The organism is Staphylothermus marinus F1, assembly GCF_000015945.1.
GTDB lineage: Archaea > Thermoproteota > Thermoprotei_A > Sulfolobales > Desulfurococcaceae > Staphylothermus > Staphylothermus marinus.
In genome coordinates this window covers 1,380,628-1,393,754 of the sequence record NC_009033.1, presented here as the reverse complement: position 1 = coordinate 1,393,754, position 13,127 = coordinate 1,380,628, and the positions used below count along the sequence as shown (strand labels likewise).

Annotated in this window: 12 protein-coding genes; 3 read left to right on the top strand and 9 right to left on the bottom strand. The window is 34.8% G+C overall.

Going from position 1 to position 13,127, the window contains the following annotated elements:
* Positions 1–14: 14 nt before the first annotated feature.
* The 5 genes from SMAR_RS07390 to SMAR_RS07370 all read right to left on the bottom strand — a co-directional run bounded on the left by SMAR_RS07390 (position 15) and on the right by SMAR_RS07370 (position 3,590).
* The gene (locus SMAR_RS07390) at positions 15–671 is read right to left on the bottom strand and encodes a hypothetical protein (RefSeq protein WP_011839706.1); all 657 of its coding nucleotides are present in this window, start codon (positions 669–671) and stop codon (positions 15–17) included.
* Entirely contained in the window at positions 671–2,032 is a 1,362-nt protein-coding gene (locus SMAR_RS07385) for an MFS transporter (RefSeq protein ID WP_011839705.1), read from the bottom strand. Before SMAR_RS07385 ends, SMAR_RS07390 begins: the two co-directional genes overlap by 1 nt.
* A gap of 190 nt (positions 2,033–2,222) precedes the next feature.
* A complete protein-coding gene (locus SMAR_RS07380) occupies positions 2,223–2,552 on the bottom strand; it encodes a PqqD family protein (protein WP_011839704.1) in 330 nt (109 codons plus the stop codon).
* A 21-nt stretch (positions 2,553–2,573) separates the two neighbouring features.
* A complete protein-coding gene (locus tag SMAR_RS07375) occupies positions 2,574–3,035 on the bottom strand; it encodes an OB-fold nucleic acid binding domain-containing protein (RefSeq protein WP_011839703.1) in 462 nt (153 codons plus the stop codon).
* 96 nt (positions 3,036–3,131) lie between these two features.
* Positions 3,132–3,590 (bottom strand): GIY-YIG nuclease family protein, encoded by a 459-nt coding sequence (locus SMAR_RS07370; protein ID WP_011839702.1) that lies wholly within the window; start codon positions 3,588–3,590, stop codon positions 3,132–3,134.
* An 81-nt stretch (positions 3,591–3,671) separates the two neighbouring features.
* Here SMAR_RS07370 and SMAR_RS07365 point away from each other — a divergent pair, with 81 nt between their 5' ends.
* From SMAR_RS07365 to SMAR_RS07355, 3 genes are all read left to right on the top strand, one after another.
* A complete protein-coding gene (locus SMAR_RS07365; protein WP_011839701.1) occupies positions 3,672–3,971 on the top strand; it encodes a hypothetical protein in 300 nt (99 codons plus the stop codon).
* A gap of 157 nt (positions 3,972–4,128) precedes the next feature.
* The gene (locus SMAR_RS07360) at positions 4,129–5,274 is read left to right on the top strand and encodes an AAA family ATPase (RefSeq protein ID WP_011839700.1); all 1,146 of its coding nucleotides are present in this window, start codon (positions 4,129–4,131) and stop codon (positions 5,272–5,274) included.
* Positions 5,275–5,287: 13 nt separating this feature from the next.
* Positions 5,288–6,619: a vWA domain-containing protein gene (locus tag SMAR_RS07355; RefSeq protein WP_011839699.1), complete on the top strand. Its 1,332-nt coding sequence runs from the start codon at positions 5,288–5,290 to the stop codon at positions 6,617–6,619.
* Here the strand turns inward: SMAR_RS07355 and SMAR_RS07350 are convergent.
* From SMAR_RS07350 to SMAR_RS07335, 4 genes are all read right to left on the bottom strand, one after another.
* Positions 6,597–7,475 carry a hypothetical protein gene (locus tag SMAR_RS07350; protein ID WP_011839698.1) on the bottom strand — a complete coding sequence of 293 codons (879 nt, stop codon included), beginning with the start codon at positions 7,473–7,475 and terminating at the stop codon, positions 6,597–6,599. The genes SMAR_RS07355 and SMAR_RS07350 overlap by 23 nt on opposite strands.
* Positions 7,476–7,645: 170 nt before the next feature.
* Complete coding sequence (locus SMAR_RS07345) at positions 7,646–8,182, bottom strand: hypothetical protein (RefSeq protein WP_011839697.1); 537 nt, start codon at positions 8,180–8,182, stop codon at positions 7,646–7,648.
* A gap of 85 nt (positions 8,183–8,267) precedes the next feature.
* Positions 8,268–8,741: a COG2426 family protein gene (locus tag SMAR_RS07340; protein WP_011839696.1), complete on the bottom strand. Its 474-nt coding sequence runs from the start codon at positions 8,739–8,741 to the stop codon at positions 8,268–8,270.
* Between the two features lie 133 nt (positions 8,742–8,874).
* Positions 8,875–12,912 carry a S8 family serine peptidase gene (locus tag SMAR_RS07335; protein WP_011839695.1) on the bottom strand — a complete coding sequence of 1,346 codons (4,038 nt, stop codon included), beginning with the start codon at positions 12,910–12,912 and terminating at the stop codon, positions 8,875–8,877.
* Positions 12,913–13,127 lie beyond the last annotated feature (215 nt).

Here is a 13,127-nt window from a genome sequence, read left to right as displayed (position 1 = left end):
ATAAACCTCTCTAATTACTGTTTTCCCTTAATCTTCTTCTCTATTACGTCGTGGAAGAAGTACCAAGCAGCAAATACTCCGATCATTAATCCTATACCTAAACTTATCCCAAATGCGAGAGCGTTTTTTACTTCATTGGATAATGTAGTTACATCTAATACTAAAGCTAGCGAGATAAATAATATCAATAGGAACATGAAACCTCGCAGTTTAGCTTCCATTCTTATTCGTTCTATAATTGTTTCAAGCATTAGAAACATAAATATTGTAACAAAAATTACGCTAGCAATTCTCCCTATGAATAATACTATATAGGTGATTAGAGGTATATTGCTTGGGTAGAGAAGTGCAACAATAGAATAAATTGCTAGTAATACTATACCTATATTTATTAGTAAAATAATAATTGACGATAATCTGATCCTATATTCCTGCAAAGGCTTAAACCACGCATCTATATTAACTAGTTTAAATAATGCTTGAACTATTCTGGTTAGAATAAATGCTATTAGAGAATAAATTGCTATGATAACAAGCGTTATTGCAATAGCTGGGAGAGCCTCAACTAGGTCTCGGAGTGCAAGTTTTAAAGCATCCCATAATATCTCAGTTCCCGTAACATTGGTGGTTGTTTGATTGTTTAATATTATAGAGTGTATTATGGTCATCATTAAATCCCTCCACTAATAATGATTATGTAATAGATCATCTTGTAAATAAGGTATAGTAGAAGCAATGCAGAAAGTAGAATAATTATTTTTAAGACTAATTTAGCAGTACTAGCTAGGCTATACATTATTATACTATATCCAAAAATCGATGTATGATATAGTATCCTCGAATATATTCTTGTATAAGGCGACTTAACTATGGAGAGTTCTGGAAGAGCAAATATCGCAATTGACAAACCTATTAGACTATATATTGCTGACAAGATAAATACATATGAATAATTTAATCCTACAAAATATCCTGTAATACCAGCAATGGTTAATGCAAGATATGATGCTGCCGGAAGCATTATACCGGCACGATATACACCTAGTTTTCTAATCAAACTAGCATATGAGAAGCTTGCATAGAAGTTTGCTCCAACATTTGCGAAACCTAATAATACAGCATATAATAGATGGAATGTGGGTATGGTTGTATAACTTACTAGTATAGGAATTAATCCAATAATAATCATGGCTGATCTATATGTTTTTAAGCTTTTATTTGTCCAGTAAATACTGGATATTATACTGGTCAATGTCTGCGTTAAACCAATAACTGCTACATAATAGTCTGGAACACCAAAAACATTTAACAAGTAGGGTATCCAAGCAATGTTAAGAAGTGATATAGAAGCTAAATACATAGTTATTAACAAGAATATATTTGATACTCTTATTTCAACTTCAACATCAGTTTTCAAAACAGTAGTTTGGAGCACCGGTATCTCAGGTATAAAAATCATCAATATAGGAGAAAACATTCCAATAATAAATGCAACCGAATATAGAAACATAAACTTCATTATACCACTATAAAGCATTAATACGGTTACATTTATAAACTGTGATATAATAGTTGCTATCCCTCCAAAAGCTCCTCTAAACGATGTTACTCTTCTATAATCTTTTTCATCGAATAGTGAAAGCATTGATATGTTTAAAAATATACTAGATGCCAGAGGTGCGGCAAGAGCTAATCCATATATAATAGGTAGAAGATCTCTAAATGGTGATAGAAAATAAATAAGGACCCACATTACTCTCTCAATTGTTAAAGCAGAGATTATTTTTGTTTTAGAAATCTTTATCCGTGGCATATTGTATAAGGAAATAGCAATTAATAATGCTAAGAATCCTCCCATGGCATTTAAAAACAATAAGTCCTTTAATTGATATCCTAATCTAACAAGAAATATTGGTGTTATACCACGTGTTATAGATACATAAAACGAGCCGAAAAAAGCCTCAAATATAAATAATAACTGTACGAGGCTTAGCCCTTTACTTAATTCTTTGATCGTCGCTATAGATTTCATTATCAATATCCTCTTCTTAAGGATATTGATATAGTTTATGGATTCTTCCTAATCATGATTAACATAGTTTGGTTTAATCAATATAATTTATATGTTTATTTAAAGAATAATGAATAAAGGTTTAAAAATATTAACAAGGAAATATGTCATAAAAAATTATTTGTTAACGTAAAATATATGTGTATCTATCTTAAGCGAATCTTACTAGGCCAGCATGAGATAGACTATGTAGAGATAGAACTAGTGGCTCTATAACTTCTGATTGTTCTACTTTTATATCGTTACTCATTCTTTCAAGGATCTCGTTAACAGTATGTTCTCCATCGCATAGTAGCCATACATAATATGCTAATGCTGATAGCTCATATACTTCCTTCTCGGATTTGGCGACATAGAATTTCTCGTCTTCTTCGCCTAGGAAAACTCCTTGCCTAAGAGGTTTCAACGTTTTTATTTCATTAAACATTTCATTAGCGTTTATTTGTTCTTTATGTTGCTCATTTGAGTTCTCTGCACACATATTGGATCCTCCTCCTACTTGCTATTTTCGCCTATAGGTTCCTCTTCCTTGTCTATAAAATCCTTGTTTACGAGCGCCAAATGCTCTGTTTCTGTATGTATCGGGTGCTGTTGGTTGGTCTTCGGGTATTTCTTCAGCTGAAGGAACCTCTTTATCATCTACTTCGTTTACTTCGGTGCTCCTCCCAATATTGATCTGGACTTTTCCGCGGTAACTGGTTGTCCAAGCACCTTTTATATCTACAACTTTGCCTTCTTCCAGTGTTCCTGCTTTACTACCCCATAATGTTGCATTAACTCTGCCTGTTTTATCTCCGAGTACAGCGTTGCTTATTGTTCTAGGTCCTTTCCTTGTCTGTATTACTTTTGGCGGAGTTGTTTCTAGTACTCTAGCAGTTATGTGTACTCCTTCTTCACCAGCTTTTAGATCTATGATGTTTTTCTTATTAGAAGATGAGGAATTTATCTTATCTGATTCGGACATTACGTGTTTCGACTCCTATAAGAGTTATGGATATAGTTCTTGATAATATTAAGAGGGGTTAATATAATTTTGTTATCCTAGGAGTTTCTATGGAGTTCATAGTTTTGAATTTGTATTCGCTAGTATTTTTTCTATTAATGACTTACATCTGTGCATGGATCTCCCACAATAGAAGAGATGAGAAGTATCTTTGGGTTTATCGCTACAACCAAACCCTTTTATTGGTTCAAACATGTTTGTTAGTGTTCTAGATATGAATGATTCGTAATCTATGCATTTATTTTTTGAGCATTCTATAGTTAGGTATTCTATGATCTCTACTTGTTTACAGGTTAGTAAATAATCTATGTGCCAAAATAGTTTCTTTCTTTTTCTGAGATGCCTCATTATTCTAGAATATAGTCCGCCTCTTCCAAAAGCTGAGCCTAAATATACGTAGATACCTGGTTTAATATTGAATTTTTTCCCGCTCCTAGTCGTTATTCTACATGCTTTACCAACATTTATGAATAAGACATAGTATCCTTTACTTTTAGGGATATCGTATTTACTCATAAGTATTCTGTCCCCCTGATTATAAACAAAGAGATATGTCTACTATATTATTTGGATATGGATTATTTTTAGGTGGTTGAGTTGGTACAGTTGGTAAGGAAGAGGAGTAAGTCAGATTTGGATTCTATTGTTGAGGACATGAAGTATACTGCCAGAATACTTGCTGGAGGACCCGATGAAAGAGGGGAGAAGCTTCTTAAAGCTAGTGGGTTTTTCCTCGTAGTCCCTGATCCAACGATGATTTCGACAAGCATAGGCCTTTCAATGATAGCTACTGGAAAAATATTGATGAAGAGAAGAAAGAAGGGGGTCAAGGATTATGTCGAAAAATCTATTACTGAGATGAGGTATTTAGAGGAACTAGTCAAAGAACTTATTTAAACACATCTATATTCTCTATTATGGGATGAAGAGCCCGGTTTTCAGCTGAATAGTGCTGAGGAGTTGCTCAGCTGACCATATTATTTTTACTTTGCAATTTATTAGGGATTATACTTTATACTATTTAGGGATTCCCTGAAAGATAGAGGGTTATGTTATGGAACAAGGATTTACACAACTATTACATAAAGCACATAAGTTCGTCGAAGAATTGGCGAGACCATTTGTTGGTAGGGAAGAAGAAGCTAAAGTAATAGCATTAGCTATTATATCGGGCGAACACGTCGTCTTAATAGGTGAGCCTGGCACTGCTAAGTCAGCATTAGCTAGGAGAGCCGCCGAACTTATCAATGCTAAGTTCTTCAAATATTTATTAACAAAATTCACTGAGCCGGATGAACTATTTGGTCCTCTTGACATTAATGCGTTAAAACAGGGTAAATACGTACGTATAACTCGTAATAAACTTCCAGAAGCTGAGATAGCTTTTATTGATGAAATATTTAATGCTAATTCAGCAATACTGAACATGTTCCTCACAATAATGAATGAGAGAATAGTATATGATGGATATAATGAGATAAAAGTTCCTTTATGGACAATGATAGCTGCAAGTAATAATGTTCCAGACGAGCCCGAGCTTCAAGCACTATACGATAGGTTCCTATATAGGCACTTCGTTAAACCCATTAGTGAGGATAAATGGGCAGAATTATTAGAAGCATCCTGGAAAATAGAATCAGGACTTTATGAGCACGCCGAACCTATTTTATCGATGAACGATGTTAGAATGCTAAATAAAATACTTTATGAGGTAAATCTTGAACCAATTAAAGAAAAACTATTAAAACTATACGCTATCTTCGAGGATCAAGGAATACATATCACTGATAGGCGTAAAGGAAAAGCATTGAAAGCTATTGCAGCCTCTGCACTTCTAGATCGTAGAATGAGTGCTAGAGAAGAAGACTTATTCGTGTTAAAACACATTGCTCCACATGATATGGAAGAAATGGAACAAGCAAATGCTATACTACTAGATGAGATTAAAGCTACTGAAAAACACTTAAGGGAACTTGCTGAAATTGAGGCAAATGCTAGAGAAGCCAAAAATTATATCATGAAAGTAACTGATTTTGATCCAAGACTAGTTGATTACTTGAGAAGCTTTGAAGCTGTACGGGAAAGAGTTAGGAGAATAGCTGAGGAGACAAGCGATGAAGTTGTTAGGCAGAGAGGGCTTGATGTATTATCTGAAGTTAATGAAGTAATTGATATGGTTAAAAGAAAATTCATGATCTAACCTGGGACCACTTATGAATAAATATTTCAGCCAAAAAACTAAATCAACAGATAAAGACGAATTAATAGGGGTCTTAAGTAGTATAAGCTATGATGATCCTGTTGTTAAATATAGGGGTAGTAAAGTAACGAAAATAGCTAGTTTAATAGCTGAGAAAGAATTAAAAATACCTATTTCTCTAGCAATAGACTTGTTCTACGTATTCTATTTACCGATGCCGATATTGAAGCCGCGAGACAGTATCTCGAAGAATAAAAGATATCATTACAAAGTAATAGACTCCCTTCTAAAATCTAGTTTCATACATGATATAAGAAGTAAAACAGTAGTTGATAGCTTAATGAGTAGTATAGCTGCTAGTATATTTATTTCAGAGTTCAAACAACTTGAAAATGAAAGATCGTTTGGCAATGCAACAAGTAATAGAAGAGGAGAACAAGAAGGTAGAGAAGATGAAAAAGCTATTAGGAGAAATGTAGAGAAAGCAATTGCTAATACTATGAGAGATGTTGAAAATGCTAAAAAACTGAGAATGCTTATAGAGGGTGAACGTCCTGGAACAGTTAGTATTATGGCGTATGAAGAATATGGTCCAGAACTCATTAGGCTGGCTAGAAATGTTGAAGTAAGAAAAATACTGGAAATACTAGCAGGAATTAAGCCTTGGAACATAAATATACCTGAGAGAAAACAAAGATTTAAACATGGAGAATTAATGGGTTATGAGTTAGGCAAAGATATTGAGCGAATAGTTCCTTCAGCTCTCGCATTACCAGATGAGTTATTCTATCTAAGATTCCTCGAGAATAGATTGCTTCTATACCAGAAAATGCTTAGTCAAGGTAAGGGACCCCTATATGTATTACTGGATAAATCGGGTTCAATGGATGGAATAAAGATGACTTGGGCGAAAGCTGTAGCATTAAGCTTGTATATGAGAGCCGTTAGAGAACATAGGGAATTTTATTTTAGATTCTTTGATAGCATACCGTATCCACTGGCAAAAATAAGTAGAAGACCTCGGGCTAGCAATGTATTGAAACTCATAGATTATATCGCTAGGGTTAGAGGAAGCGGTGGAACAGATATTTCTAAAGCAATTATTACTGCATGTAATGATATTAGAACAGGCAGTGTAAGAGAGACAAGCGATATCATAATAATAACAGATGGTGTTGATAGAATAGCTGAACAATTAGTGACCTACAATCTAAGAAAAGCTAATGCAAGACTTATATCAGTAATGATTATGGGTGACAATAAGAGTTTAAAGAATATATCGGTAAAATATTTCACTGTATCAAGATTTAATACAAAGAATATTATCCAGATTGTTGAGGCATAGCTTCTTTAATTATCTTCTTTCGCAGTACAATTAAGAAAACACTTCCAATAAGCAACACAATGGATGGCATTAATGTAAACAAAGCTTTTAAAACCTCATTTCCCACGTCAACAAATTCTACTCTTCTATAGGTGAAATTAAAATCACTTATAGAAGACTTCGTAGGAATTAAGACGACAAAAGTTTCATTAGAAACATTAATGTACCCGGTATATTCTTTAACGTTAAGAGCTAGTATAGTGTAATTACTAGAGACTAGTTGTAAAATAGCGATCGAGAAACTATTGTTTGACTTGACATATATGAGAGCATTGTTTCTCAATAAATCGATGATGCCGATATTATTCTTAGTTTCCAACGGCTTATTAAGGGAAACTATCTTAGCATCTTGTAGAGGGGCTTTGGCAATATCAACGTAAGGAAATAACAAAATATTGGAAGTAATTATTAGAATGAGGATTAGAATAAAATATATTCTTTTAGAATTCCATAAAAATTCCTTATTTAACTTATAAGTTATGAATAGTGATACAACCGCTATGAAGAGGACATAAAGATCTAGTCCGCTAGCCTTGATCGTTATTACAGTATTTTTGTCATTGCTAAAAATATAAGTATTAAGCACGAATCCATTTAATCCTATAAACACGTATTTATCCTGAGCAATATTATATGAAAGAATCTCGATATGTTGTTTAGGATAAATATATATGTTGTTTAACTGATCTATTGAGTACGTTCCTATATAGTAATCATTCATATATGAATATACTAGAGCAGATAAGGAGATCGCTAAAATTATTGCTAAACTTATTGATTTATAAATGCTTTCTTTCCTAATTCTTATTTCATCCATTAATAAAGCACCTGCTCCGCTACTGAAGTGTAGTAATTCTTTTGATCAATATTAAGTGTTTATTTAACAACTTAATAAAATACATATTTTGGCTATAAAACTATAAAATAGAAATGACACAGTATAATAAAATTCATGGTTAACTTATAACTAATAAATAATAAGTGTATCTAAATGTTTGTTGATATAACAAGTGTTGTAGCAATTAATGTAGTTATATCTATTATTTTATCCCTTGGATCAGCTGGTTCATACAATATTTTCCAAACCGTAGATCCTCTTGGTATGAATCCTCCAAGGGCTTCGATTAATTCAACTGCTCTAGTTGCTAAAACTAATGATAATGCGTTGAGGACTTCAGGTTCTTCTTCAGATAAGGCTTTTTCTTTAAATATAATTGTATCAACTAATATTCTCTCGATGACTTCATCTGATAATGTACTTTTTTCGTCCCATACCTTATATTTGATAATTGATGAAACTTCTTCAACTAAACCAGGTATGTAGCTAAGGGGTGATACTTCTTCTAACCACATGTTGGTTAGTGCCCAAATCTGTTTCTTGACTTGATCCTTGTCTTCTTTGTTACTATTAATATTGTGGAGAGCTAGCATTATTGTGAATAGATCGGATATTGAATATATTCTTGATAATTTATTTTCGGCAAAGACATTATTGGATTGAACTTGGATATCAGTCATACCCATGTCATACACCCCAACTAGTTATTTGTCGGGATTGGTTTTTAGAACCTAGGATACATTATACTGAAGTATTGCTAGAGTTTTTTAATCAAATAATCCTCGTAAATGCTATTATTGATGAAAAAATTATGGTGCAAGCGATGAGGTTTCCGAATATTATTGATATGGTTGATTTTTTCCTATCAAGACCTAATATGTATGCGATCAATGATCCTGTCCATACACCTGTTAGCGGAAACGGTACTGCAACATATAGAGCTAATCCTAAATATACTATTTTGTACTGAGAGATCCTATGTGCTCTAGAACGCGCCCGCTCAATTATTTTATCATAGATATTCTTGAGAAAACCTACTCTGAAAATTATTGTTTTCTCAAGCCATGGTAATCCATAAACTAGAGGAACAGCAGGTATGCTACTAGCTACAAATGAAAGAATAAATGAAATAAACGGATCAAAACCTAGCAGAACAGCTGTGGGCATAGCAACTCTTGCTTCAATACCTGGCGAGATAGCTAGAAGTATAACAAATAATATATTAATTAAATCATTCATCGCCATGTCCGTATTCCTTTCTACCCGTACTTGATAATTCTTATTGATGATCATTAAGAAATATATTAAAATTATTGCTTTTTAAGTAATGCGGAATTTATGTGAAGATTTAAAAAAGATTTAGTTTTATTTGAAGGATTTAAGTATTTGATATATTTAGTGTTGCTGAAGCCATTCCTGGATGCACATAGCTTATTATTAATGGTTCTCCTGTGTTGAAGTCAAACCAGTACATGCCTTCGGCATGCCATGAGTACTTGTACATTACTGCTATTGCATTAAATACGTTTGTAGCTGATGTATTAATCATTACTGGAACTGTGAATTCACTGTATAATCCTGTCGGACTTGTTCCTAGATAATATGCATAATCGTATAGTACTAGGTAATATGCTAGATTACTTGCTGTCCCGTTTACTAATATGCTTATCGGCAGTATTGAGCCTGACCCAGCTAATGGAGTAGCGTATCCTTCAGTGTACAGATAAAGGTCTGCGAATAGGAATGGTGTATATGATCCGGCGGTGAATTTAACGTATAGGTTTCCTACAGATATGTTGTTGAAGCTGAACTGTTCTGAATACTGTATCTCGGACTTAACTGTTATTATCCTAAACATTAGCTTATCCTCTAATAGTTTACCGCTATAACTTGCGAATCCATATATTATTCTATATAATCCGTAGATTTCCGGCATTCTATCGCTGTACTGCATTAATGCTAGTCCTGGTTCTGGAGGCCAATAACTTAGATCTGTAATTGCTATAGGAATTTGCCTAAGCGGTTCAGCCCATTTTACTGGTATATACATCCTTAGCTTGCCGTGTAGCTGATCTGATAAGCTTGGATTATATACTAATCCAAGATCATAGGATAGCTTGTATGATGCGAACACATTTAGGAAGCCATTAGGTGTAAATACTCCTCCTGGCGCCACTGTTAGGAACGATAGGTCTGATGCATAGCCAGAAGCCCATCTTGCTACAACAATTAATCCGGTAATTGATGGATCGGTTACTAGTACCGGCAGGATTCTCCAATCCTGACCTTCCCATACACCATAGACTGGATCTGGTAATCCATACATGGCGAACGGATCATATTTCATCGGTGAACGTGCTCCGCCGAGAACAGCCGTTGTTGTCTCATCTGCTATTAGAGGTACTAGGATTGAAACTGGTACAACAATGCGTTTATCCGGCGTATCTACTATTAGTCTTACCTCTAATATTCCTGGCCTGAAATTGTCTGGCACATTTATTGTTATTGGAATAGAAGCTGTTCCATTAACATCTACTGTTTGTGGTAATGACATTAATTTGCAAGGCACATACTTAAATGATCTAACAACTATCTTCATTTTTACCGGTGTGACGTTAATATAATCAGGTCTTATTCTAAGTACTAGATCACCATGTATCTTCTCCATTGGAGCAGATATTGATACTACTGCTTCTGTTGACACTCTATATTCAAACGTAATATAGTGTAGTTCGTCTGGATAACCTATTTGTCCATCGCCATTATAGTCTATCCAATCATAAGCGCTTAAAATGATAGCATGCAGTGGATCGATCGGTGTTTTCAAGAACACTCCTGGCGGATATGTCATGTTCTCTAGTTGAACAACTACTTCTACGTAGTCGGCGCCGCTGTAAGCGTATTTAGGTACTTTTAAGAATAGTAATCCGCTATAATCATAGACTCCATCATATACTGTATACTCCTTATAGAGAACAGTATTCCAAGCGCTTAAAGATACCGTTCCATTTCCAACTATATTTAATGTGAAGTTCTTGGATGAGCCGGGTTTAACTACACCGTAATAAGCTGTATCCGCTAAGTATGGTAATACATATCCTATATATGGGCCGAAATCTGTATAGTAGTTTTCTAGAAATGCCTCCTGGATGCCTTCTGAGACATATGCTAACCATTCACTATTAAATACTGTTTCAACAGCTTTTAATGCATCAACACGTCCACTACCCTGACTGAATGCCGGGTACCAAATGTCTTTTGCCGAGCTCTTCAATATTATCTTAGCTGTTACAGGATCAGGAGTTGTATTGTATACTTCTTTATATGCTTGAAAGACTAGTGCTAGTGTTCCACTAGTGTAGGGTGTTGCTTCACTTGTTCCACCAAACACGTCTGGTTGCGCACCATATCCTCTTCCATCTATTGTTCTAGTTGATGCCCATTCAAATGCTCCAATATTTACTATATCCGGCTTCGGGTACCCTTGTCCAGTGGGCCCCCTACTACTGAATGGTATTACTTCGTCAGCGTATCCTTCGGGATAACCATATATTCTTGTATAATCCCATAGAGTTGATGCTCCAGCTGTTATGACTAATAATCCTGTTCCAGGTGCTCCATTACTACTATATCCTGGCCCCTCATTTCCTGCGGCGAATACTATAGTTACATGGTCTCCGATTAAGTAGTTTCTTATTGCTAGTATTTCGTCCATAAATGATGATCTATAGTCTATGCCTGGGAATTGTTGTAGCCAGAAGTTTATGTATATGCTTCCCCAACTATTACTAATAATATCTGCTCTATGAGGCCCAAATGGGTCTAGAGATAGATAGACGTATCCATCTTCTTCCTCAGTAACTATGTTGAATCCAGCAAGCCATGCCTCTAATACTAGAATATTTCCGAGAAGCCATGCGTCTCCGCCAGCAATCTTTGCTCCGGGAGCAACACCCATTATTCTATATAGTTTACCGTCTCCGTAGAGATCATATAATACTCTTCCACGAGACGCTATTACTGTTGCAACACTTGTACCATGACCGTGAAAGTCTGATACTAGTGCAAGGTATCTACCCTGATAATCCCATCCGGGATATAATCCTGGAGTTCCTAATGTGATATTACCAGTTGTTGGATCATAAGTTAGTGTTGCTAGCCCGTATGAGTCAAGATAGTATCCAGCTATGGTACCAATACTGAAGTCTATTATACCGTCTCCATCAAAATCTCTTCCAACAATCTCGTTTCCTGGCCCGAAGGGTGTTTCATCAGTTATGCTTGTATCGTTCCATGCTGGATCAGGTGCTCTCCAATATATGTGTCCAAGAGTCACGTTTTCTAAGTACCTCATGTATTCTGATAAATCATAGAATGCTGTTGATAAGTCAAAATATGCTTCATCATATACGCCAGGAGTCTCCGAGTCTACTAAGACAACTGGGACAAATGTTCTAATATAGTAGCCTGTTAATGTGTCACTGAATAAGTATGGAGCTAATCCTACACGGTATATACCGCTCTGACTAGTTATGTTTCCAACAGTTATGTTATAGTTGAACTGTGCTTCTATAAGTACCGGTATACCATACACGAGCGTGTATAATGGGTCAAACGCTAATACCGTTAACCCTGTCGTATTTAATGTACCATTATAGGCTACAGCTTTACCAGTTACTAGTGTTAATCCATTATCATAAGCTAGTAATAATGGAGTACCATTGTCATCTCTAGCTATAACGTCTAATCCTAAATCTGGATTAGATAGGTCAATTCCTGTATCAACGATTCCGACAACTATTCCTTCTCCCGTAATATTGTATTCTCTCCAAACCTCAGTTGCACCAATCAATTTAACACCCATATTAGTGTCTATTGTTGCGTTCTCATTATTATCAGCAGTTTTTATTTCAAAACTTGACCCAGCACCTTCAGCTTTTTTAATCATATTGTTTAGTTTTATCAACTTAGTAATGGGTGGAGAAGGTGTTATTCTATAAATACCTGGATATTTTGCTAGTTTAACAACTTGATCGGGGGTCGCGACAACATAGTAAATTACATGGTTGCCTAGTAATGGGAACTTGTAGAGGAGCTTTTCAGTGTTTTGAATAATGTATCTAACTGTATTTTCACTATTATCGCCGATCAACAGTAATGTTCTACTATTAGAATCGAACAGCATTATCTTCTTAACAGTTTGTATTCCATACGGCATAAAAGCAGCCTTTTTAATTTTGGCATTTGTGTAAACATCGTCAAATAGTTTCTTAGGTATCTTGTTCTGCCAATTTGGATCAATAGTGAACTTGTTAAGATCTTTGTTCCCTACAGTTACTGGGGCTGATAATGATAAAGAGGGCATTATCAGCCCAACTATAATTATTAATGATAATATTACGAGCAGCCTTCTCATAACAATACTCACCTATTAATGACTATATTCTATTTCTCATAATAGTATAATGTATCTGGGATATAAAACATATATGTTTTGACACGAATCCCACATCTATAGAACCTAGTATTATCCATATAGAAACAGAGTGTTTGTTTGTACCATATATTTTAGTTGTTTCGGCAAACGCAGAATAATATTCGCTTTATAAGATTTCTATAACATATGCATAG